The following is a 23,280-nucleotide window of genomic DNA, read 5'->3' as shown; positions in this document are numbered from 1 at the left end:
CTCAAACTTACTCCATAAACACAAAATAGACGGCGGCGATGATGCAGAGGAAAGCGGCTGCGTGGTTCCAGTGGAGGCTTTGGTTCTGGAACATCATGTTGGCGATGATGGCGAAGACGAGGAGCGAGACGCACTCCTGTATAACCTTCAGCTGTACGAGCGAGAAGGGTCCTCCGTTGCCTTCAAAGCCGATGCGGTTGGCAGGCACCTGACAGCAGTATTCGAAGAAGGCGATGAGCCATGAGAAGGCGATGACGCCAATCAGCGGCCAGTTACTGGATGTGCCGGTCTGTTGCAGTTTCAGGTGTCCGTACCATGCCAGCGTCATGAAGATGTTGCTCAGTACGAGCAGCAGTAGGGTGTATATGCCAGCCATGACCTCCTTAGATTCGTTCGAGCACTTTCTCGATGAGTGTCTCGATGGAGTTTTTGTATTCGGTGTTCATCTCCTTCGCATAGCGGTTGGCGATGACCATGCAGCAGGTCATGGCGCGGTGTCCGAGCAGGGAGGCGAGACCGGCAACTGCCGACGACTCCATCTCGAAGTTGCAGATGTGCATGTCGTCGTAAACAAAGCTCTCAAGCTTCTCGTTCTGCTGCGGGTCGGAAATCTCGGCGCGCAGCTGTCGTCCTTGTGGACCATAGAAGCCGCCACATGCGACGGTGTAGCCACGTACCATGTCGTCGCCGGCTATCTGATTGAGGAGATCTCGGTCGGCAACGGCTACGTAGGGCGCTCCTTTTTTGGCGTTCCAATCCATGTGTTTCATGAATGCTTTTTCCAATTCCAAATCGCAGACCTGGTCTCTTCCTGCGTAGAAGTTGAGAAGTCCGTCGGTGCCGATGCTCTTCACGCTTGCCACGAAACAGCCTGTCGGCGTGAACGGCTGGAGTCCGCCGCAGGTGCCGATGCGCACACAGGTGAGCGTGCGGTGTTCCGATTTCTCGGTGCGTGTCTCGTAATCGATGTTGGCGAGCGTGTCGAGCTCGTTCATCACGATGTCGATATTGTCGCAACCGATACCGTGCGACTGTGCGGTGATGCGCTTGCCCTTATACGTTCCGGTGACGGTGTGGAACTCGCGGTTTGATACTTCACACTCTTTCGTGTCGAAAAATTCTGCAATCGCATCTACACGGGCAGGGTCACCGACAAGAATGACGCGGTCTGCCAATTGTTCTGGACGCAGGTGAAGGTGGAAGCAACTTCCGTCTTCGTTGATAATCAGTTCGGATGATGCGAAATATTTCTTTTCCATAGTTCTGATAATGTTATGACTTGTTCAACAATATGTTTTCTGTATTCCTGATAGCTTTTTCCTGTTCGTGTATTTCCCGTTCCAGGTTTCTGCAACGCCTCTCCATGTCGGTGATTTCGCCGTGGAGCTGTCGCCGCTGACTCGCATTGGCGTAGTGGTATTTCAGGCGCAGTTCCTCGAGCCGTTTCTCTTCGTTTTCCAGCCGTTCTTTTTTCTGAAAGAGTTCGACAATCTCCTGACGGTTGGTGGGCGACTTGAAATCTTCGATTTTGCGATAGACGGTCTCGTCGTTGACGATAAACGTGAATGGCGTTTGGCGCTCTTTCCTGCCGATGCTTTTTCTGAGTCGTTCGAGCCGTTGCATGGCCCTCGTGCGCTCCCGTTCGTCGGTCCAGGTGTCGGCGATGCTCGCCACGACAGCCAGTCGCTCGAGCTGTTCGGCTGCCATCTCGCTGGCGTCGTAGTTTCGTCGCGACGGGGTGGGGACGAAGGTGTAGATGCACACTTTGTCTTCGGGTTGGTTGCGGTCGGTGACGAACCATCCGAGCGTGTCCGTTTCGCTGACGGCATAGAGGTAGTCGTTGGCTGTTGAGTTGAAGGGCAGTCCGATGTTCTGCGGCTTGTAGAAGCGGTTGCTCTCCGTGTCGAACAGCGTGTTGAAGATGTCGTAGCCACCGAGCCCGTTGGCATTTTTCGCACCGAAATAGAGCGTGATGCCGTCACTCATCATGAACGGATAGTCAGGCTCCTCGAATGCGTCGCCTATTCCGTTGAGCGGTTGCGGCTGGCTCCATCCCTTTCCCACGCGGAAGGCAGAACAAAGTTCCTTTCGCATGGTGTCGGGCGAGGCGAAATAGCACCGGTTTCCGAAACTGTTCACATGCACGTGCGGATTGGTCTCCGCCTTCCGTCCAAAGCATTCTTCGAAGGTGGTGAAGCGCCCCGCATCGCTGCTGAGCGGTATGGCTTTGAGAAAGTCGTGCTTGTCGGCAACCACGCTGTCTATAATCAGGATTTGTGCCGTTGCGGGCAGCATCTCCTCGAACAAACGTTCCTGAGGAGTCTTCTCCACCACGACAGGCTTTGCCTTCTGCTTCTTCGTCGTCTTTTTCTTGCGCGATTGCGCCGCGACATTCCCCGCAAGGGCTATCAGCAAAAGGGCGAGCACGATTCTCTTTCCAGCCTTCATTCCTTTTTTTGCTATGAAATAGTGAACAAAGATAATGATTTTATTCGATATTCATCACGAAAACGCCTTTTTTTTGCGAAACGCCCTCCCGTTTTGCTTCCGTTTTGTGCTCTCCGACAACTTATATTGTCGTTTTTCCAGATTGCCTTTTTTGTTTCCGATGACACCGTTTTTCAGGTCCTCAGTGTCCATATTTTTTATTTTCGGAGCTCGTTTTTTGCGTTTTCAGGACTCAAGATAGTTGCATATACGCAACTATCTCGCACTTTCGTTTTTTCACTTTTCCCCGTTATTTTGCCCGTTTTTTGGAGATGAGTCCTGTAGTGGGAAAAAATGCCGATTTTTGACGAATTTTTAAGTTGCTGAAAATGAGGATTTTGTGATTTTTTGCTATTTTCTCGTTTTGCGAAAGTGCCACTTTCACCTCCTGAAAGTCCTACTTTTAGAAGCCAAAAGTTGAACTTTTGTCTGCAAAAAGTGACACTTTTAGAAAGCAAAGTTGCATACTCTCTACGGAAATATGCAATTTTACTCCTCTTGCTGCATATCTTTTGTTTGTATATGCAGAACTTTCGCTCGTCGTTTCTCTGGAATCGGTTTTTCTTTTGTAAAACATTCTGCCTTAAAGCTCCAATTTTTTAACTTAAAAGTGTTAACGGATGTTGCCGCCGTTTTCCTGCCGAAACAAAACCATTTTCCCCACTTCCGTCACACTTGGCAAAGAGTGATGGGAGTGGGGAAGTATGGGTGGGAAGTTGAGGAGCTACCACGACCAGATGGACGTGTTCGAGTTGTTGCTCCGTTGCTGTGTCGTCTTGTTGCCCATGTAGTCTCTTGACGAGGTGGAAGACCCCTCTTTCTGACCATACTGATTGCGGTAGGTCGTGGTGGTGTTGCCCATATAGTCAGTAGAGGTTGATGACGAGCCGGTGGAACGGCCGTAAGCATCCGAGTACCGGGTGGTGGTGTTTCCCATGTAGTCGGTCGAAGACGTGGCAGATCCCGTCTTGTTCCCATATTGGTCTCGGTGGATGGTGGTCGTATTGCCCATATAGTCGGTGGATGTCGTTGACGTGCCGATTTTGTTTCCGTACAGGTCGCGGTGGACGGTGGTCGTATTGCCCATATAATCGGTGGACGATGTCGATGTGCCGGTCTTCTGTCCGTACTGATTGCGGTGCGTAGTCGTCTGATTACCCATGTAGTCGGTAGATGTCGTTGATGTTCCCACATTGTAGCTTTGCGCGTTTGCAGATATCGTCATGACGATTGCTGCAACTATTAAAAACAGCTTTTTCATATCATTCCATTCCTTTAGTTTCTTTTCTAATCCGTTTTAATGTTTTCTTTAGCTCCTTCAAGGCATTTGCCGCATTTGTGCTACCCTTCTTCTTTCCCGTTTTGTAGTCATCAATAGCATACGCATAGTACCCTAAATTCTCATAGGCCAATCCCCGGAAATAGTACAGTTCGGGATACCAAAATCCAGTTCTTAAAGCAGCGTTGACATTGCCTATTACATCCTTCCACTTCCTGTTTTCCAGGTTCTTTACAGCCAAGTCAACATTGTTCTTATATGTACTTTCCCTTCTTTCATATTCAATACGTTGCCGCTCCATCGCCTGGGCATACGCCTTTTCATATTCAAGACGCCTCTCCATCTCCCGGGCATACGCCTCATAGCTCGCCTCTCTATTTGCAGCCCTATGTCTGACAGCATCAAGATACATCATCATTGAGCCCGTGTCATACAAGTCCCGTGTGGGAAAAATCGTGTTTTGTGCTTGGCAACTTAATGCCGCAATACAGGCTACAGCCATCGTTTTCACTTTTTTCTTCATACGCATTTCTGTTTAATTAAATAATTTGTCATGTTTTGTTTTCCAGATGCAAAAATACCCTTTCTTTTTCAGGGTAGCAAAGAAAAACGAATCACAAGGCTTGTGGAAGGAAAAGATTGTCAAATACTGTCATCTTATTTTTTTAGGCAGAATTTCCATGTTTCTTTTTGTTTTGCACTCTTTATTTTGTATCTTTGCATACGAATATAATTGTTTAATAGACATAACGAATATAAAGGAAGTGTTTGCTTCTACGTGGTGTACCTCTGAAATCGCCAACTTCAAAAAAGTACACGTCAACAATAGAATGCAAATGCTTACACTCTCGGGTGTGGGCTTTGCTGTTGTATGTGTACAGGTGTTTGGCGATACCTTGAGGTAACAACAGGGTAGTTTCACACCTTTCTTTTTTCCGTTGTCGAAAAAAGAATAATAGCCTATGAAACAAGAAAAATGAGTTTTCACAAGCCTTGCGAACAATTTTTATTTGTTCGTATGAGAGAATCATTGTAATTTTGTAGAACTAAAAAATGTAAACATGGAAAAAATAAATGAAAAACGGAAGATGCAGTTTCTGGAACTTTATAGTATGGTGATGGCAGATGGAATTGTGCATCCAAAAGAGATGGAAACACTTTATCGGATAGGAGTTGAAAATTATGGGCTTACAGAAGAAGAAATAGATGAAAGCGTAAAAGACTCAGGTGTGTCTTCTTTTATTCCAGAATTGCCAGAAGAAAGAATAACATTTCTTTATCAAATGGCTCTAATAGCATGGGCTGATGGAGAATTGGAAGAGTCAGAACGCAAAATGTTACATCGCTATGCTTCCAAGTATGGAGTGGATGAAAATAGTGTTGAAAAACTTATTGATTTCTTACTTGAAAAGGCACATGATAATGTCGAGGAGGAAAAAGTAATAAAAGAACTTAATGAAACGGAAATATGATAACGGATTTATTTAAAAAAAATGTAGCAACAGCCCCACAACAAGCAACGACCTCTCAATCTCAAAATAATTATAGTTTAAAACCACAAGAAACGTATAATCATTGGGGGAAAAGAATTTGTGCAATGGTTGATGGAAGTAGTCTGACGTTGAAAGCATATTTACAAAAGAGATATATAGAAATGTATCAAAAGCAAGCCAATAATACAGCATTGCAAGCTGCAGAGCGTCAAAAGATTCAAATCCAAATAGATCAAAAAAGAAATGATATTGCTTATTTAGATAAACAGCTAAATGATAGTAAGCAACGAGAACAGGATGTGAAAGATGAAATATCAAAGTTAGATGATGATGAACGTGAATTAAAAAGCAAAGTATATGAAGTAAATAAGGAAGCAAAAATAAAGCTGATTTTAGGTTTAGTTATATTGCTTCCATTGACATTATACCTCTTTTTGTTTTATAGTTCAACGTTCTATTCAGCCTTTTTTAAAGATTTTGGAGCAAATGCTAACGTGCTAAATTCTATGTTTGATGCAGAAGCTTTAAAAAAGGCACTTGAAGCCAGTGTTACAGAATTAGCATTTGTGTTGTGTGCTCCAATTATTTTTATGGGACTTGGTTTTAGCCTTCATTTTTTTGCCATTCAGAAATCTTGGACAAAATATGTAAAAATGGGGGCAATATTGGTTATTACATTTGTTTTCGATGCGATTTTAGCTTATATGATTGGTAAACATCTGCATGAAATGGCTGTAATTATCGGAACTGCATCATTGGATAGTAAATATGGTTTTTCCGAAGCCGTTTCAGATATTAATACTTGGGCTGTTATCTTTTGCGGATTTATTGTCTATATTATTTGGGGAGTCGTTTTCGATATGGCTATGAGTGCTTATAGCCAACTTGATTTAAATCGGGAAAAGAGCAAGCAGATAGATGCGAAAAAAGAAAAGCTTAAGGCTGATATTAAGAGAGAACAACAGGAACAAAATAACCTCAATGTCCAGATAAAAGATAATATAAATGCTATTGCCGAACTAACAATGATTCTTAGGAAAACCGTCATAATACAGAAGCCTTCGATTAAGTTAGAAATGACTAATTTCTTTACAGGATGGACAACTCAGATGAATGTGCTTGGAATGTCTCAAGCAGATCAAGATGGAGCAAATGATATATTTGAAAAAACAGTAAAAACATTATTAAATTAAAAAAATATGAAAGCGAAATATTTTTTATTTGCTATATGTGCTTTGGCAGTTATTATAGCATGTGGTGGAAATAATAAAAAAGAGAATACATCTGATAGTGACGTTGAAAAGAATAGCACTTCAAAATCAACTCAACCTCTTAATATTTCTATTTATTTAGACCTGTCAGATCGTCTTATGAGGGAGATGAGTCCCTCACAAAAAGATCGCGATATAGCCATTGTTGATTATATTGCAGATTATTTCAAGGCACAAACATTAGGACCGGACATTCTTCAAAGTAAAAATAGCATTAAAATATTCTTCTATCCTGCCCCTAATAGATCTGATATCGCAACGTTGGCAGAAGAATTAAATGTGGATATGCAAAATTATAGTGGTAAAGATAAACGCGTTGCTTTAGAGGAAATGAAAGATAAATTTACAAGAAATCTTTCAGCGATTTATGATAAAACAATGGTAGAGAAAAATTGGCATGGATGTGATATCTGGGATTTCTTTAGTAATAAGGATGTTGATGTTCAGTGTATTCGTGAAGGATTCCGTAATATTCTTGTGATTTTGACTGATGGTTATTTGTTTGATGAAAACCACAAATTGAAAGAAGGTAGCGCATATTCATATGTGTTACCACAGACTTTACAAGATCCACAATCCTCGCTTATCATTCGTCGTACAGGACTGGAAAATCTAGAAGTGAGAATCTTAGAGGTTAATCCGTATGATATAAATCATCGTGATCGTTTAAAAAGTGTATTGGAGAACTGGTTGAAAGGAATGGGAGTAAAAGAAGAGAATATTACAGTTTCTCAAACGAGTTTACCAACTAACACCCAAACTGTTATAAAAAGTTTTCTTAATTAAGTTAGGGATTACAGGGATTAATATGAATTAGATTATGTTTTTTTGGATAAATGTAATATTATGGGCAGTTGTTATTGCTGTCTGGGTGTTAATGGCAAAGCCTCGCCCCCTTGCCGTCGCTTTTGTCGTGTCGCTTTATATTGGGTTAGAAACTTATATCTATTTTAAGGATTGGCTCCCATATCTACCAACGGGTTTGCATTTTCTTTTTTATATAATTCCTATTAGTATTTACCTAATAGTATTTCTCATATATTGCAAAAAGACCAAGACGAGGTGGGATAAAGCCATGGCACAATCAACGTGTTGGTATGTTTGTACCATTATTACCGTTTGGTTATCGCTCCCTTCTGTATTCATATTTTATAATTGGGATAAAGCTAAGGTCGCTTATGAATCGGAAATGGAAGAACTCTATGGAGAAGATTGGGAAGAAGAATTAAAAGATTTAGAACAGGAAAAATATATACGTTGATAATGAAACATTTAAATCTCATTTTAGCAGCTTTCATGCTGTTGTGTCTTGCTCCGATGCCTTATGGCTATTACCAGTTGGTTCGGTTTGTTGCGATGGTTGTGTTTGCCGTAATGGCGTATGGCTATTATGGGAAAGAGGAGAACGGCTTGGCGGTCACGTTTGGGGCGTTAGCGATTCTCTTCCAGCCCATCTTCAAGATAGCTCTTGGCAAGACAATGTGGAACGTGGTGGATGTTGCGGTCGCCGTTCTTCTTATCGTGTTGTGGTTGAGGGAAAGAAAGCGTGATGATTAATATTTCCAAGAGTTCCGATTGTCGTTTCTTGCAGATGTGAGAGAAAATGTGTATCTTTGTCAAAAGATGGAAAACCAATTATATGAAAAATGAAACTATGGCTAAATGTAAAATGAGAAGACTGCTTAAAGTGGTGGTGTTGATTGTTTCTGTTCTGGTTGTTGTCGGTTGTTCGAACAGGGGAGTGAGGGTGTCTCCCAAACCTGTTGATACTTATTGATTCTTTGCCTATGTCTGTGTGGTTGATTCTTTTGATTGTCATTTATGTACTTGTAGATTTGATGTATATCATCACATACATAAAAGAAGGCGGTTCTCTTTTATGGACGCTGTGTCTTCTTGTCATCTGGCCCGTTCTTGTCGTGTATGACCTGCTGGTGATGGGTTACGAAAACATAAAAGGTTTTTTCGATAATGTTAAAAAGCATGGCGGGTGGAAAGGGTATATGGAATGGAGAAAGGAAGAGGCGCGGAAAAGGGCACAGTGGAAGGAAGAGGAGAAAGAGACGGAACGTCTTAAGGAGGCGTTCAAGAAAGGTGAACTCACGAGACAGGAACTGCCAAGGGAGACGGATGGTATCAGGACGTTTGAATTTGATAATGAATTGGGGCTTTTCGTATATCCTTTAGAGTATCCCAAAGTTCTTTTCTATGTGGAAAATAAATATAATGATGTGTTGAATGCTTTCTTTAAAAAGCATCCAGACATTCAGTTCTCAAAGAGATGTAAGTTTGTCTATCTGCCAGGTTTTGGAAGGAATCTTGCGGATGATGTGGATTTCCTGTATTATCATTATCCCCATTATGATATCAACGATCATTTACATCTTGCTCTTGACTCTTCTTATCCATTGCGATTCCTCTCATATCCTGAAGATGCTGAGAATATCCGGCATGGCTTGATGTTGTTTGAATATGGTTATTCTAAGTATGGTTTTAAAGAAATCAAAGGCAGTTTCTATCCTCTTGAGGAAGGGACTGATGAGCAACTGATAGAACAGTTGAAAAATATTACAAGCAGATTTGACAAGATAGTCAACGGTGTCGTCTATAGTATTGCCGAAAAACCTAAATTAGAAGAAGGAGTTGATGAGAATTATGCGGACGAATGGAATCATTGGATTGTTGATGACAATAAAGTGGCTGTGATAGTAGATGAAATTCGGGAACGGATAGAGGCTTTGAAGAAACGGGGCTTGGATGAAAGGTTTTTGTTGAGTCTCCTGAAAGAGGAACCGAAGTTGAGCCGATTGGTTGTGACGAAAGACTTCCGCATCATTCTTCCCGACTATCATGATATGGAAATCAAGATGGAGCCGCTGAACAAGGCGGTCTATCTGCTCTTCCTGCGCCACCCAGAAGGTATCGTCTTCAAGTGCTTGCCGGACTATCGGGAAGAATTGACGGAAATATATCGGCAGATACGCCCCAACGGTTTGAATGAAAAGGCACTCAAAAGCATTGAGAACGTGACCAATCCGACGTTGAACTCTATCAATGAGAAATGTGCACGCATACGTGGCTATTTCATTTCCGAGTTTAGCGAGAGCATAGCAAGAGAATATTATATCTTCGGTTTTCGCGGACATCCTAAGATGATATCGCTCTCCCGAAAACTGGTGGAATGGGAATCGAATGATGATGAAAAAAGTAATAGACGATGAAAAAGGTGATAAAATTTGCAAGTGTGATGCTGATAAGCATCTTTGTGTGTGGATGTTCGAAGGGGAAATCTGTCAGTGTGGAGCCTGATGCGTTGACTGACAGCGTCTCCACAGCAGGGGAGACTGAAACGAATGAGGAGGAACTGTCTGGCAGTACGAAGAATATAGAAGCCATCATGCGGAGCATAGCAAACGGCGATGCAAAGAAGTTGGCATCGCTGACAGCCTATCCCATTATGCGTCCTTATCTGTTGGAAGATATTGAAGACTCGGCACAGATGGTGGCATATTTCAATACGATGTTCGATGCTCCGATTCGGGAGAAACTTCGAAAAGCAACTGTCGATGATTGGGAGGCTGTTGGTGCTAAAGGGTATCTGTTCGACAATGGTAGCCTGTGGATTCATGATTCTCTCATTGCCGTCAATTATGTTTCGAAGAAAGAGCAGCAGATGATAAATGAAGGAAGCAAGAAAGAAGAAGCAACACTTCACGCGTCCTTGCGCGGAGAAGGTTGGAAATTCATGTCGTGCTATCTGGGAGAGGATGGAACGCTCTTCCGTTTGGATCAAAAGTCGAAAGGAAAGAGTAATAATTATCGGTTAACCGTTTTTCCGAAAGGTGTGAAAGCAGGCGACAAACCCCAACTGCTCTTGATGGGAGAAGTTGGGGCTGGCTCAGCGTATGAGCAAAGCTATTCGTTCACTGATGGGAGAGGAAACTCTATTTCATTCTTTGAAAGCATAGATGAAGAGAGCGTTATAATGGAGATTGTAAAAGACGGAAAGGAATATTCTGTGCAGACTGTTCCGTGCCGCTGGCTGGACGTGGTGAAATAGTTGCAATGCAATGATATAAAAAATCGGCTCAGGCAACTATAAGCCTGAGCCGATTTCTTTATTATACAAGTTTGTTTGAATATCAACTTATTCTTCCCAATTCTCTTGCGCCTTTCTGAGATAGCTCTTGTAGCGGAGTTTTGCCATGCGTTCAGCTTCGGCAAAGAGTTCCTCTGCCTCGTTGGGGTAAGCTTTTTGTACGGATTGGTAGCGCACCTCGCCGAGCAGGAAATCATGGAATTTCTCCCATTGCGGCTCTTTGGAGTCGAGGATGAACGGGGTCTTTCCTTCTTCCGCCAGCTGTGGATTGTAGCGCCACAAGTGCCAGTATCCGCATTCGACAGCCTTTGCCTCTTCTGCCTGGCTCTTTCCCATGCCGCCTTTGGCTTTAAGTCCGTGGTTGATGCAGGCTGCGTATGCAATGACGAGTGATGGTCCGGGATATGCTTCTGCCTCTCGGATTGCCTTCAGGCATTGTGCATTGTCGGCACCCATCGCCACCTGCGCCACATATACATAACCATAAGTGGTGGCAATCATTCCGAGGTCTTTTTTGCGGATGCGCTTACCTTGTGCAGCGAATTGTGCGATGGCTCCGAGTGGCGTTGCCTTGGATGCCTGACCGCCGGTATTTGAGTACACCTCAGTGTCGAGCACAAGGATGTTGACATCTTCGCCGGAAGCGATGACGTGGTCGAGTCCGCCGTAACCGATGTCGTAGGAAGCGCCGTCGCCGCCGATAATCCATTGGCTGCGCTTGACGAGATAGTGGGAGAGTGTCTGCAGTTCTTTGCATTTTTCACAGCCAATCTCTGCTCCGCCGTCGATGAACGGTTTGAGTTGTTCTGCCAGTCGTTTGGTTTCTTCGGCATCTTCGCACTTCTCAATCCATTCTGCAGCAAGGGTCTTGAACTCGGCAGGACAGTCATCGTGACTTGTTGCTTCCTGCAGGAGCAGGGCAACACGCTCTTTCATCTTCTTGTTACCGAGCACCATACCCATGCCGAATTCACAGAAGTCTTCAAACAAGGAGTTGTTGAATGCCGGTCCTTGTCCCTTCTCGTTCTTGGTGTATGGCGTTGACGGGATTGAAGCGGAATAGATAGACGAGCAGCCGGTAGCGTTGGCAATCATCTCGCGGTCACCATATAGCTGGCTGATGAGTTTCACGTATGGTGTCTCACCGCATCCTGCACATGCTCCGGAGAACTCGAACAGCGGTTGTGCGAACTGCGAATTTTTCACGTTCGATGTGATATCAATGAGGTCTTGTTTGCTCTTGACGTTCTTCGTGACGTATTCCCAGCGTTTTGTTTCCTTGACCATCGCTTCTTCGTCGGGGTTGTATGCAACCATTGTGAGTGCCTTTCCGAGTTTCGGGTTTCCAGGGCATACATCGGCACAGTTGCCGCATCCGAGACAGTCGAGCACTGACGGCTGGATGACGAAGTGCATGCCTTTCATCGCTGCCGGTGCTTTCATCTCAATAGTCGTTCCGTCGAATCCTTTGAGTTCTTCGTCGGTCAATACAAACGGACGGATAGCAGCGTGCGGACATACAAAGGCACACTTGTTGCACTGGATGCAGTTGTCGGCGTTCCATTGCGGCGTGAATGCTTCGACTCCGCGTTTTTCGTAAGCTGACGTTCCGTTTTTCCATGACCCTTCCACTGTGTCGTGCTTCACGAAGTCGCTTACTTTCAACAGGTCGCCGGCTTGTGCGTTGATGGGACGGACAAGTTCTTTGACAAATGCAGGTGCATCGTCTTCTTGCTTCTTGTCGTCGGGGAGGTTTGCCCATGACGGGTCAACGGTCATTTGTTTGTATTCGCCACCACGCTCAACGGCAGCAAAGTTCTTGTCGATCACGTCCTGACCTTTTTTGCCGTATGACTTGACAATGGCTTCCTGCATCTTTTGTATAGCCAGTTCGATGGGAATGACATTGGTAATGCGGAAAAATGCACTTTGCAGAATGGTGTTGGTGCGGTTGCCCAGCCCGATTTCCTGTGCTATTTTCGTGGCGTTGATGGTATATACGGTGATGTTGTTTTCTGCGAAATAGCGCTTCACCTTGTTCGGCATGAACTTGATTAGCTCCTCATTGTCGAAGATGGTGTTCAGAAGGAATGTACCGTTTTTCTGCAATCCACGCGTCACGTCGTACATGTGGAGGTATGCCTGAACGTGGCACGCCACGAAATTCGGTGTGTTGACCAGATAGGTTGAGTGGATGGGTGTATCGCCGAATCGCAGGTGAGAGCAGGTAAATCCTCCCGACTTCTTCGAATCGTAGGAGAAATAAGCCTGACAATATTTGTCGGTGTTGTTGCCTATGATTTTCACGCTGTTCTTGTTGGCACCGACCGTTCCGTCGGCTCCCAATCCATAGAACTTCGCTTCGAACATGCCTTCGCCTCCGAGTGCCATCTCCGGAACGGCTGGGAGTGACGTGAAGGTCACGTCGTCAACGATTCCGACGGTGAAATGGTTCTTTGGTTCCGGCAATGCCAGGTTGTTGAACACAGAGATAATCTGTGCCGGAGTGGTGTCGTGAGAGCCCAGTCCGTAGCGTCCGCCCACGATGATGGGGCGATTTTCTACGTCATAGAAGGCAGATTTCACATCCAGATAGAGCGGTTCGCCTTCGGCACCGGGTTCTTTCGTGCGGTCGAGCACGGCGATGCGTTTCACTGTCTTCGGAACGCTTGCCAGCAGATGTTTTACGGAGAACGGGCGATAGAGGTGCACGGAAATCATTCCGACCTTCTCGCCGTTGGCATTCAGATGGTCGATTGCCTCGCGGGCAGCCTCTGTTGCAGAGCCCATGAGGATAATCATCCGGTCGGCATCTTCAGCTCCATAGTAAGAGAACAGATGGTATTCCCGTCCTGTAATCTTGCTGATTTCCTGGAGATACTCCTCAACCACTTCAGGCACGTGGTTGTAGTAGTCGTTGGATGCTTCGCGGTGTGTGAAGAAGGTCTCCGGATTCTCTGCCGTTCCTCTTGTAATAGGGCGCTCGGGACTCATGGCGCGGTCGCGGAAACGCTTCACGTCGTCATCGCTTACGAGCGGACGGATATCTTCCATGTCAATCCGTTCAATCTTGTGATATTCGTGTGACGTGCGGAAACCGTCGAAGAAGTTGATGAACGGGACGCAGGTTTTCAGCGATGCAAGGTGAGCCACGCCGGTGAGGTCCATCACTTCCTGCACACTTCCTTCGCACAGCATGGCGAATCCCGTCTGCCGACATGCCATGACATCCTGGTGGTCGCCGAAGATACAAAGGGCATGTGAGGCAAGTGTGCGTGCCGACACATTGAAGACGCAGGGCAGCAATTCGCCCGCAATCTTATACATGTTCGGAATCATAAGCAATAGCCCTTGTGAGGCGGTGAATGTCGTTGTCAGTGCGCCGGCTTGCAAGGCTCCGTGTACGGCTCCGGCGGCTCCGGCTTCAGATTGCATCTCCTGTACGCTGACGGTTTGTCCCCAGAAGTTCTGTTGTCCTTGTGCCGACCATTCGTCCACATGTTCTGCCATGGGTGAAGATGGGGTAATGGGATAGATGGCGGCTACCTCACTGAACATGTAACTGATGTGTGCAGCTGCCTCATTACCGTCGCAGGTGATGAATTTCTTTTCTTTTTTCATTTTTGTTTGTCCTTTATGTTATAATGTTTGTTTTGTCAAAATGGTGAACATTCCCCGAAAAGGTGCATCTGCACGGTCTTTGGGGATTTTTCTACTCAACAAGTCACCATGTCCGAATGGAAATAGACTGCATGCTGTTATCCTGAATCTATGCTTGGTGTCTTTTGTCCACCCAGTTGAAGTAGAACTGTAAATTTCGTGCAAAGGTAATAATTTTTTTCTGTCGTGCAAACAAAAGTCGGTAAAACACTCTACTTTAATGTTTATTTACGGTAATGGGATACGAAAAACCGCGAAAAAGGTGGGGAAATGCGGATGAATTGGTGTGCAAATTGGTTTTCTGGGTGGTCTTTTCTTTGGAGAAGACATGATTTCTTGATGCAGTGGACTTGTGTTTCGGATATTTTATCTATATTTGCATGAGATTATTTGGAAGATGACAACGCTACATATATTCAATCCGGAGCATGACCTGGCTTTGGCTTTTGGCGGGAAATATTTCACGCCGCCGCATGCAGCGCGGGAGTTGCGCACCAATATGGGCTTCCTCCCGGCATTGTGGGCGTGCGATGGAGATGTTGTGCTCGTCGATGATGTGGATTATGCGGTGAAGGCTGCACGGCGTTTCGCAGACCGGTGTGCTGATGTCCTGTTCCTCTCCTTGGCTGATTTGAGGCAGCAGCCGTCATTCGCTGAGCACGCTTCGATGAGGGTTTCGCCTTGGGGATGGGATGCGGCGTTGCGTCAGCAGTTGCTGTCAGCCGGGATTCCCGTCGGTTTGTTGCCGTCGGAGGAGCGTCTTTCGGAAATCAGGCGGCTTTCCAGTCGCGAGCAGTCGGTAGCCCTTCTTGCTGACATGCGTCAGCGAATAGCGTCGCCGTTGTTGGTGGGAGAGAGCTGTTGCTGTACGGACGAGGAGATGCTCGTCAGGCTGATGGCTGCGACGGGCGATTGCGTGTTGAAGTCGCCTTGGAGCAGCAGTGGGCGAGGGGTGCGCTATGTGATGGCAGACGAGCGGCAGAATGCGTCCGTTCGGGGTTGGGCAAACCGCGTGTTGGAGCAGCAGGGCATGATTGTCGTGGAGCCTTTTTATCGGAAGGTGAAGGATTTTGCCATGGAGTTCGAGCTCAATGAAGACGGTCGGGTGGCGTATCTCGGGCTGTCGCTCTTTCATACGCAGCATGCTGCCTATACCGGCAATCTCTTGGCAACGGAAAAGGAGAAGCGCAAGATGCTGTGTGAATACGTGCCGGACGGCTTGATAGATGAGGTGGCTTCGGCTGTTGCCCTATGGGTGGAGAAAAATGTGGCGGGCATTTATGTCGGACCTTTCGGTGTGGATATGATGATTGTCGGCAGTGACGAGGGCTATCGGCTGCACCCCTGTGTGGAAATGAATCTCCGGCGCACGATGGGGCACGTGGCTTTGGCGTTGTCGCCTGGTCCGGTGGAGCCTCAGAAGGTGATGAGAATTGTGCACGACGTGAATTATCTGCTCCGGATAGTGCCGGCAGCCAACAATTTTGTCAATGTCATTTAGTCCGAAACGGGTCGTTAAAATGCGATGAAAAATGTTCGTTTCTGCTAAATAGTCCGATGCTTGTTTTTGTATATTTATACGCATATTGCATAAATGAATACAGTCTCGTAAACTATTGATTATGAGCGGTTTAGAAAGTGCTTTTCAAAAGTGCCACTTTTAGCTTCCCAAAGTGGCACTTTTAGGACGCAAAAGTGGCACTTTTAGAGTGCAAAAGTCCAACTTTTGGAAAATGATAGTTCAACACCTGAGTTTTTGTATATTTATTCAGGTTGAAATTGTCCGTATTTTTTATGTTTTTCAGGTGCTGATTTTTTTAGAAACTATAGACATAGATGCACGCAATGACAACAAGGATGGCGACAATCGTCAGCAGCATGAAGAGTACCTTTGAGACTTTCTTCCGAAACTCGATGGACGACAGCGCGCGACGCTTGTAATAGCTGACGTTATCCTTTGAAGCACGATGGTGGTGCTTTTTATGATGCCTGTGATTCGTGTTTTCCATAATGATATTATTTCAGATTCGAGGTTGCAAAGTTATGATAATAAAATGACACGACCAAATAAAAATAGGGGAAAAGACCGATGGTGTGTAAAAATGGTCTTTTCCCCTGTTGTTTTGATTATTATTGTGATATCAGGCTCTTACATGAATGCGACGGTCAGTCCTGCCATGACGATAGATACCATTGACATCAGTTTGATGAGAATGTTGAGCGACGGACCGCTGGTGTCTTTGAATGGGTCGCCAACTGTGTCGCCAACAATCGTTGCCTTATGGGCAAACGAACCTTTGCCTCCGAAGTTGCCTTCTTCGATATTCTTCTTGGCATTATCCCACGCACCACCAGCATTTGCCATGAATACGGCGAGGGTGAATCCGCCAGCCAAGCCGCCGACCAGCAGACCGAGAACGCCAGCCACACCCAGTACGCAGCCAACGATGATAGGAATGATGATGGCGAGGATGGATGGGAATATCATTTCCTGCTGTGCAGCGCGTGTGGAGATTTCAACGCAACGTCCGTAGTCGGGAGTTGCCTTGCCTTCGAGGATTCCGGCAATCTCCTTGAACTGACGGCGCACTTCGACAACCATTTTCTGTGCGGCGCGTCCCACAGCCTCCATCGTCAGACCGCAGAAGAGGAAAGCAGCCATGGCACCGATGAAGGCACCGACGAGCACTTTCGGGTTCATGAGGTTCACTTGGAAGAAGTTCATGAAGTCGGGGATAGTCGCTTCAGCAGCACTGATGGTGTCGCCGGCAACGTTGGTCATCATGGTGCCTGCGCGCTCCATGGCAATCTTGATTTCCTCAATGTAGGAAGCAAGCAGTGCCAGTGCGGTGAGTGCAGCCGAACCAATGGCAAAACCCTTGCCCGTGGCAGCGGTCGTGTTACCCAAGGCATCGAGCGCATCGGTGCGGTGGCGCACTTCTTCACCCAACTCACTCATTTCGGCATTACCGCCGGCATTGTCGGCAATAGGACCGTATGCGTCGGTCGCCAAGGTGATGCCCAGTGTGGAGAGCATGCCCACGGCAGCGATACCCACACCATACAAGCCGTGAGAAAGGCTCGCGGAAGACATCGAGAGGTCGAAACCGTTGGCGCACAGATAACTGAGCATGATGGCAACACCGATAGTTATGACAGGGATGCAAGTGGAAATCATACCCGTTCCGATACCCTTGATGATAACCGTAGCAGCACCGGTCAGTCCGGCTTCGGAAATCTTCTGGGTCGGTTTATAGCTGTGGGATGTGTAATATTCCGTTGCCTGTCCGATAATCACGCCGGCAGCCAAACCGCTGATGACGGAGAATGACAAGCCAAGCCAGTTGTTCACGTCCAGCAGATAAAGAATGGCAAATGTTGCAATGGCAATCAGTACGGCGCTGATGTTCGTGCCGAGCGACAGCGAGCGAAGCAAATCGCGCATGGTAGCACCCTCTTTTGTGCGTACGAGGAAGATGCCCAACAGCGAGAGGAATACGCCAACAGAAGCAATCAGCATTGGGGCGATGACCGCCTTCAACTGCGTCTCGCCACCGGCAGCAGCATAGGCAGCAGCACCGAGTGCAGCCGTCGAAAGAATACTTCCGCAATAGCTCTCGTACAGGTCGGCGCCCATGCCAGCCACGTCGCCTACGTTGTCGCCTACGTTGTCAGCAATGGTTGCCGGATTGCGGGGATCATCCTCGGGAATGTCGGCTTCCACTTTGCCCACGATGTCGGCTCCCACATCGGCAGCCTTCGTGTAGATACCACCGCCCACGCGTGCAAACAGCGCTTGGGTTGATGCACCCATACCGAAGGTAAGCATCGTTGTGGTGATGGCAATCAGGCTCTCATCGGTAAGTGCACTCAGCACTACGAACCAGATGGCGATGTCGAGCAATCCGAGTCCAACGACGGTAAGTCCCATTACGGCACCCGAGCGGAAAGCAATTTTCAGACCGGCATCGAGGCTCTTGCGGGCTGCATTGGCTGTGCGGGCAGACGCATAAGTCGCTGTCTTCATGCCGAAGAAGCCGGCTAATCCGGAGAAAAGACCGCCAGTGAGGAATGCGAACGGAACCCATGGGTTCTGCACGTGCAGCACATACGCCATGAATGCGAACAAGGCGCAGAGCACCACGAAGACAATGCCGACCACCTTGTACTGTTGCTTCAAGTAAGCCATCGCACCGTCACGGACGTATTTTGCGATTTCACGCATGCGGGGTGTACCTTCATCCGCCTTAATCATGGATTTGAAGAAATACCATGCCATGCCCAAAGCCACGATAGATGCAATGGGTATGAGCCAAAAAACAAATGGAATGTTGTTCATAAGCGTAAGTTATTAATTAAATAATGTGTAAGATAGAAATTTCATTGTTATGTTCTTGCTTCTAAAAGTACGACGTTCTCAACGTGCGGCGTGTGTGGAAACATATCTACAGGCTGGACGGCTGCCACACGATAGTCCTCGTCGAGCAATGCCAAGTCGCGCGCTTGTGTGGCAGGGTTGCAGCTGACATATACTATCCGCTTCGGATGCGTGCGGAGAATAGTCTGGACAACATCTGCATGCATTCCGGCACGCGGAGGATCGGTGATGATGATATCGGGACGACCGTGTGTCGCAACAAACTCGTCTGTGAGAATATCTTTCATGTCTCCCGCAAAGAAGAGCGTATTGTCGATGCCGTTGATTTGAGAATTGATGCGCGCATCCTCAATCGCTTCGGGAACATATTCGATGCCGATGACCTTCCGGGCGTTGCGGGCAACGAAGTTGGCAATGGTTCCGGTGCCGGTGTATAGGTCATAGACGAGGGGCAATTCTTCGCCGTCGCCAGTTTGCGGTTGCGCACCGAACGCAAACTCCCTTGCCACGGAATAAAGATGGTATGCCTGTTCCGTATTCGTCTGATAGAAACTTTTGGGACCCACCTTGAACCGGAGTCCTTCCATTGTCTCGAAGATATGGTCCGTGCCTTTGTAGGTTTGCAGGTCAAGATCGCCGAAAGTGTCGTTGCATTTCTGATTGTCAACATACATTAATGACGTGATTTCCGGGAACTTACGGCTGATATGTTCCAGTAAGCCTTTTGCAAGCTGTTCGTCTTCCGGGCTGTCGTAATGGAACTGGATGAGTACCATCCATTCGCCTGTGTTAGAGTTCCGGAACACGATATCCCGCAAGAGTCCGTGCTGTTCTCTGATATCATAGAATGACATGCCGGTGCTGAGTGCATAATCGCGGATTTCGTTTCGCACTTGATTGTGGAAATCGTCCATCAGCCAGCATTTCTCAATGGGGAGAATCTTGTCGAAAGATCCTGTAATGTGGAATCCGATGGCGTTCTTGTCGGTGATAACCAAGTTCTCGTCTTGTATCTCTTCACGTGTCATCCACCGCTTGTTGCAGCATCCGAACTCAAGTTTGTTGCGATATTCCTTGGTCTTGGTAGAACCGAGAATGGGGCGGAACTCGGGCAGTTCAATCTTTCCGATGCGTGTCAGTTGGTCTCTGACCTGCCGTTCTTTCATTTTCAACTGCTCTTCGTAGGGAAGATTCTGCCATTTGCATCCTCCGCAGATGCCGAAATGTTGGCACATGGGAGTTTCCCTGATGTCACTATACTTGATGAAGCGGATGACCTCAGCCTCGCAGTAGCTGTGTTTTTTTCTTCTGACCTGGAGGTCAACGACATCGCCGGGTACGACAAATGGTACGAAAACAACGAGGTCGTTGATTCTTGCGAGAGCTTTCCCCTCGGCTGCGCAATCGGTGATGGTCACGTTTTCGAAAATCGGAAGCGGCTTTTTCTTTCTTGCCATATCAACAATGTTTTCAGATTGTAAAGCTCATGAATGTCGAGCGTGGGAATAGTCTCATGTCGGCATATAGCTAATCTTTTGCAAAGATAATTATAAAAAATGATTTAACGAACGGAAAATGATTTATTTTCGGTCGAAGGTTGCATTTTTTTGTCAAAAGATTTTTGAGAGGATGGCGTGTTATTAAAAAAGAGAAAGGGGAGATGTAAATGGCATTTTAAGAAGAATAAAAACAAAAAAGTAGTAAAATGTCATTATTTCGGGGATTTTTTTTGCAAATGTTTGTCCTTTTACCGAATTTGTATTATCTTTGCACCACAATAGCAAAAAAGGACATTCGTGCCTACGAAAGCCGATAGATGCTGTTTGTTTTTAAACAACATGAACTTGTAAGAACAACAAATTTTAATATTATTATTTAATCAAAATTATGAACGAAAAAAGAGTTTATACCTTTGGTAACGGAAAAGCCGAAGGTAATGCGAAAATGCGTGAGGTACTCGGTGGAAAAGGTGCTAACCTTGCCGAAATGAACCTTATCGGTGTACCGGTTCCTCCAGGTTTTACAATCACGACAGACTGTTGTAATGAGTATTACAAAGTAGGGCAGGAGCGTATCATGGAACTTCTTCAGGACGAAGTAAATGCTGCTGTAAAGCACATTGAAGAACTGATGAATTCGAAGTTCGGAGACGTTCAGAACCCGCTTCTCGTTTCTGTACGTTCAGGTGCTCGCGCTTCTATGCCGGGTATGATGGACACCATTCTTAACCTGGGTCTTAATGATGAGGTTGCTGAAGGAATGGTTGCAAAGACACAGAATCCTCATTTCGTTTATGACTCCTATCGCCGTTTCGTACAGATGTATGGTGATGTGGTGCTCGAAATGAAGCCAGTTAATAAAGAAGATATCGACCCGTTCGAGGAAATTATCGAGCAGGTGAAGAAAGAGAGTGGCGTCGTTCTCGACAAAGACCTCTCTGTAGATGACCTGAAGAAACTCGTCAAACTCTTTAAGACCGCAATCAAGGAACGTACTGGAAAAGACTTCCCCGACAACCCGATTGAACAGCTCTGGGGAGCAATCTGTGCCGTATTCCGCAGCTGGATGAACGAACGCGCTATTCTCTATCGTAAGATGGAAGGTATTCCTGATGAGTGGGGTACAGCAGTTTCAGTCATGGCGATGGTATTCGGTAACATGGGCGAAACCAGTGCTACGGGTGTTTGCTTCAGCCGCGACGCCGCTAATGGCGAAAACGTGTTCAATGGAGAGTATCTCGTAAATGCACAGGGTGAGGACGTTGTTGCAGGTATCCGCACACCGCAGCAGATTACAAAACTCGGCTCACAGCAATGGGCAGAGCGTGCAGGTATCTCAGAAGAAGAGCGCGTGGCAAAATTCCCGTCAATGGAAGAGGCTATGCCTGAGATTTATGCACAGCTGAACGAGCTGCAGGACAAACTGGAGCACCACTATCACGATATGCAGGATATGGAGTTCACCGTACAGGAAGGCAAACTCTGGTTCCTCCAGACACGTAATGGCAAGCGCACAGGTGCTGCTATGGTGAAAATCGCAATCGACCTGCTCCATGAAGGTATGATTGATGAGAAGACAGCTATCATGCGTTGTGAGCCTAACAAGCTCGATGAGTTGTTGCACCCTGTATTTGACAAGGTGGCACTCTCTCAGGCTAAAGTGATTGCACAAGGTCTACCCGCTTCTCCGGGTGCCGGATGTGGTCAGATTGTCTTCCATGCTGACGATGCAAAGGCTTGGCATGAAGATGGTCACAGAGTGGTTCTCGTTCGTATCGAGACTTCACCCGAAGACCTCGCAGGTATGGCAGCAGCAGAAGGAATCCTTACTGCACGTGGCGGTATGACCTCACACGCAGCCGTTGTTGCACGTGGTATGGGTAAGTGCTGCGTATCGGGTGTAGGTGCACTTAACGTAGATTATAAAGCAAAGACCGTTGAAATCGACGGTGTTGTATATAAAGAAGGTGACTATATTTCTATCAACGGTACGACAGGACAGGTATATGCAGGTGAAGTTCCTACCAAAGCTGCCGAACTTTCCGGCGACTTCAAAGAACTGATGGATCTCTGCGACAAATATACGAAACTGTCTGTACGTACCAATGCCGATACTCCGCATGATGCACGCGTCGCTCGTGAGTTCGGAGCAAAAGGTATCGGTCTGACACGTACAGAGCACATGTTCTTCGAGGACAAGAAGATTGTTGCTATGCGTGAGATGATTCTCTCCGATACAGTAGAAGGTCGTGAGAAGGCCCTTGCAAAACTGCTTCCTTATCAGAAAGCTGACTTCAAGGGAATCCTCGAGGCAATGGACGGACTGCCAGTTAACATCCGTCTGCTCGACCCGCCACTCCATGAGTTCGTTCCGCACGATGCAGCAGGTCAGGAAACAATGGCTAACGAAATGGGTGTAAGCGTGGAAACAATCCGTCGCCGCGTAGAGAGTCTCTCTGAAAACAACCCGATGCTCGGTCACCGCGGTTGCCGTCTGGGTATCACATTCCCGGAAATTACAGCTATGCAGACTCGCGCCATCCTCAGTGCAGCATGCGAACTGAAGAAAGAAGGTAAGAACCCGATGCCGGAAATCATGGTTCCGCTCATTGGTATCCTTCACGAGTTGAAACAGCAGAAGGAAATTATCAAGAAAGTTGCTGCTGAAGTGTTTGAAGAATATGGCGTTGAGGTGGAATTTGAAATCGGTACGATGATCGAAATCCCACGTGCAGCCCTGACAGCTGACCGTATCGCTACCGAAGCAGAATACTTCTCATTCGGAACCAACGACTTGACACAGATGACCTTCGGTTACAGCCGCGACGACATAGCATCGTTCCTGCCTGTATATCTTGACAAGAAGATTCTCAAGGTTGACCCATTCCAGGTTCTCGACCAGAAGGGTGTTGGTCAGCTCGTGAAGATGGCTGTTGAGAAGGGACGCGCCGTTCGCCCAACGCTCCGCACAGGTATCTGCGGTGAGCATGGTGGTGAGCCTTCTTCAGTGAAGTTCTGCGCTAAGATAGGACTTGACTATGCAAGCTGTTCACCGTTCCGCGTGCCTATCGCACGTTTGGCAGCCGCGCAGGCAGCCGTGGAGGAGTAAATTAG

The 23,280-nt window shown here is 46.6% G+C and carries 18 protein-coding genes; 9 read left to right on the top strand and 9 right to left on the bottom strand.

Annotated features, from left to right (window positions below):
* Window positions 1-7: 7 nt before the first annotated feature.
* The 5 genes from GRF55_RS06615 to GRF55_RS06595 form a co-directional block, all read right to left on the bottom strand.
* A complete protein-coding gene (locus GRF55_RS06615; protein WP_220367666.1) occupies window positions 8-376 on the bottom strand; it encodes a DMT family protein in 369 nt (122 codons plus the stop codon).
* A 7-nt stretch (window positions 377-383) separates the two neighbouring features.
* The gene (locus GRF55_RS06610) at window positions 384-1,259 is read right to left on the bottom strand and encodes a nucleoside phosphorylase (protein ID WP_220367665.1); all 876 of its coding nucleotides are present in this window, start codon (window positions 1,257-1,259) and stop codon (window positions 384-386) included.
* 13 nt (window positions 1,260-1,272) lie between these two features.
* Window positions 1,273-2,448, bottom strand: a complete 1,176-nt coding sequence (locus GRF55_RS06605) for a hypothetical protein (protein WP_220367664.1) — start codon at window positions 2,446-2,448, stop codon at window positions 1,273-1,275.
* Window positions 2,449-3,211: 763 nt separating this feature from the next.
* Window positions 3,212-3,748, bottom strand: coding sequence for a hypothetical protein (locus GRF55_RS06600; protein WP_220367663.1), 537 nt, complete (start codon window positions 3,746-3,748; stop codon window positions 3,212-3,214).
* Between the two features lies 1 nt (window position 3,749).
* Entirely contained in the window at window positions 3,750-4,289 is a 540-nt protein-coding gene (locus GRF55_RS06595; RefSeq protein WP_220367662.1) for a hypothetical protein, read from the bottom strand.
* Window positions 4,290-4,827: 538 nt separating this feature from the next.
* Between GRF55_RS06595 and GRF55_RS06590 the strand changes: the two genes are divergently transcribed.
* The 7 genes from GRF55_RS06590 (at window position 4,828) to GRF55_RS06560 (ending at window position 10,590) form a co-directional block, all read left to right on the top strand.
* Complete coding sequence (locus GRF55_RS06590) at window positions 4,828-5,238, top strand: hypothetical protein (protein ID WP_220367661.1); 411 nt, start codon at window positions 4,828-4,830, stop codon at window positions 5,236-5,238.
* Complete coding sequence (locus GRF55_RS06585) at window positions 5,235-6,452, top strand: hypothetical protein (protein WP_220367660.1); 1,218 nt, start codon at window positions 5,235-5,237, stop codon at window positions 6,450-6,452. The genes GRF55_RS06590 and GRF55_RS06585 overlap by 4 nt, the downstream gene beginning before the upstream one ends.
* 6 nt (window positions 6,453-6,458) lie before the next feature.
* Complete coding sequence (locus tag GRF55_RS06580; protein WP_255563735.1) at window positions 6,459-7,316, top strand: hypothetical protein; 858 nt, start codon at window positions 6,459-6,461, stop codon at window positions 7,314-7,316.
* A gap of 289 nt (window positions 7,317-7,605) precedes the next feature.
* Window positions 7,606-7,791, top strand: coding sequence for a hypothetical protein (locus tag GRF55_RS06575; RefSeq protein ID WP_220367659.1), 186 nt, complete (start codon window positions 7,606-7,608; stop codon window positions 7,789-7,791).
* Window positions 7,792-7,793: 2 nt separating this feature from the next.
* On the top strand, window positions 7,794-8,087 hold the full coding sequence (locus GRF55_RS06570) for a DUF6804 family protein (protein WP_220367658.1): 294 nt from the start codon (window positions 7,794-7,796) through the stop codon (window positions 8,085-8,087).
* A 230-nt stretch (window positions 8,088-8,317) separates the two neighbouring features.
* On the top strand, window positions 8,318-9,751 hold the full coding sequence (locus GRF55_RS06565; RefSeq protein WP_220367657.1) for a hypothetical protein: 1,434 nt from the start codon (window positions 8,318-8,320) through the stop codon (window positions 9,749-9,751).
* Window positions 9,748-10,590, top strand: coding sequence for a hypothetical protein (locus GRF55_RS06560; RefSeq protein WP_220367656.1), 843 nt, complete (start codon window positions 9,748-9,750; stop codon window positions 10,588-10,590). The genes GRF55_RS06565 and GRF55_RS06560 overlap by 4 nt, the downstream gene beginning before the upstream one ends.
* A gap of 87 nt (window positions 10,591-10,677) precedes the next feature.
* On the opposite strand, the gene nifJ is transcribed toward GRF55_RS06560, so the two are convergent.
* Window positions 10,678-14,250, bottom strand: coding sequence for a pyruvate:ferredoxin (flavodoxin) oxidoreductase (gene nifJ, locus GRF55_RS06555; protein WP_220367655.1), 3,573 nt, complete (start codon window positions 14,248-14,250; stop codon window positions 10,678-10,680).
* Window positions 14,251-14,686: 436 nt separating this feature from the next.
* Between nifJ and GRF55_RS06550 the strand changes: the two genes are divergently transcribed.
* Entirely contained in the window at window positions 14,687-15,790 is a 1,104-nt protein-coding gene (locus GRF55_RS06550; protein WP_220367654.1) for a hypothetical protein, read from the top strand.
* Window positions 15,791-16,106: 316 nt separating this feature from the next.
* On the opposite strand, the gene GRF55_RS06545 is transcribed toward GRF55_RS06550, so the two are convergent.
* The 3 genes from GRF55_RS06545 to rlmD form a co-directional block, all read right to left on the bottom strand.
* Window positions 16,107-16,298: a hypothetical protein gene (locus tag GRF55_RS06545; RefSeq protein WP_220367653.1), complete on the bottom strand. Its 192-nt coding sequence runs from the start codon at window positions 16,296-16,298 to the stop codon at window positions 16,107-16,109.
* A gap of 140 nt (window positions 16,299-16,438) precedes the next feature.
* The gene (locus GRF55_RS06540; protein ID WP_220367652.1) at window positions 16,439-18,628 is read right to left on the bottom strand and encodes a sodium-translocating pyrophosphatase; all 2,190 of its coding nucleotides are present in this window, start codon (window positions 18,626-18,628) and stop codon (window positions 16,439-16,441) included.
* Window positions 18,629-18,675: 47 nt separating this feature from the next.
* Complete coding sequence (rlmD, locus tag GRF55_RS06535; protein WP_220367651.1) at window positions 18,676-20,124, bottom strand: 23S rRNA (uracil(1939)-C(5))-methyltransferase RlmD; 1,449 nt, start codon at window positions 20,122-20,124, stop codon at window positions 18,676-18,678.
* 430 nt (window positions 20,125-20,554) lie between these two features.
* Between rlmD and ppdK the strand changes: the two genes are divergently transcribed.
* Window positions 20,555-23,275, top strand: a complete 2,721-nt coding sequence (ppdK, locus tag GRF55_RS06530) for a pyruvate, phosphate dikinase (protein WP_220367650.1) — start codon at window positions 20,555-20,557, stop codon at window positions 23,273-23,275.
* Window positions 23,276-23,280 lie beyond the last annotated feature (5 nt).

Source organism: Prevotella sp. Rep29, assembly GCF_019551475.1.
Lineage (GTDB): Bacteria > Bacteroidota > Bacteroidia > Bacteroidales > Bacteroidaceae > Prevotella.
This window is presented reverse-complemented; position numbering and strand designations above follow the sequence as displayed.

Coding starts and splice junctions, on each gene's coding strand:
- GRF55_RS06615 (WP_220367666.1), bottom strand. CDS start 376: ATGGCTGGCATATACACCCTACTGCTGCTCGTACTGAGCAACATCTTC.
- GRF55_RS06610 (WP_220367665.1), bottom strand. CDS start 1,259: ATGGAAAAGAAATATTTCGCATCATCCGAACTGATTATCAACGAAGAC.
- GRF55_RS06605 (WP_220367664.1), bottom strand. CDS start 2,448: ATGAAGGCTGGAAAGAGAATCGTGCTCGCCCTTTTGCTGATAGCCCTT.
- GRF55_RS06600 (WP_220367663.1), bottom strand. CDS start 3,748: ATGAAAAAGCTGTTTTTAATAGTTGCAGCAATCGTCATGACGATATCT.
- GRF55_RS06595 (WP_220367662.1), bottom strand. CDS start 4,289: ATGAAGAAAAAAGTGAAAACGATGGCTGTAGCCTGTATTGCGGCATTA.
- GRF55_RS06590 (WP_220367661.1), top strand. CDS start 4,828: ATGGAAAAAATAAATGAAAAACGGAAGATGCAGTTTCTGGAACTTTAT.
- GRF55_RS06585 (WP_220367660.1), top strand. CDS start 5,235: ATGATAACGGATTTATTTAAAAAAAATGTAGCAACAGCCCCACAACAA.
- GRF55_RS06580 (WP_255563735.1), top strand. CDS start 6,459: ATGAAAGCGAAATATTTTTTATTTGCTATATGTGCTTTGGCAGTTATT.
- GRF55_RS06575 (WP_220367659.1), top strand. CDS start 7,606: ATGGCACAATCAACGTGTTGGTATGTTTGTACCATTATTACCGTTTGG.
- GRF55_RS06570 (WP_220367658.1), top strand. CDS start 7,794: ATGAAACATTTAAATCTCATTTTAGCAGCTTTCATGCTGTTGTGTCTT.
- GRF55_RS06565 (WP_220367657.1), top strand. CDS start 8,318: ATGTCTGTGTGGTTGATTCTTTTGATTGTCATTTATGTACTTGTAGAT.
- GRF55_RS06560 (WP_220367656.1), top strand. CDS start 9,748: ATGAAAAAGGTGATAAAATTTGCAAGTGTGATGCTGATAAGCATCTTT.
- nifJ (WP_220367655.1), bottom strand. CDS start 14,250: ATGAAAAAAGAAAAGAAATTCATCACCTGCGACGGTAATGAGGCAGCT.
- GRF55_RS06550 (WP_220367654.1), top strand. CDS start 14,687: ATGACAACGCTACATATATTCAATCCGGAGCATGACCTGGCTTTGGCT.
- GRF55_RS06545 (WP_220367653.1), bottom strand. CDS start 16,298: ATGGAAAACACGAATCACAGGCATCATAAAAAGCACCACCATCGTGCT.
- GRF55_RS06540 (WP_220367652.1), bottom strand. CDS start 18,628: ATGAACAACATTCCATTTGTTTTTTGGCTCATACCCATTGCATCTATC.
- rlmD (WP_220367651.1), bottom strand. CDS start 20,124: ATGGCAAGAAAGAAAAAGCCGCTTCCGATTTTCGAAAACGTGACCATC.
- ppdK (WP_220367650.1), top strand. CDS start 20,555: ATGAACGAAAAAAGAGTTTATACCTTTGGTAACGGAAAAGCCGAAGGT.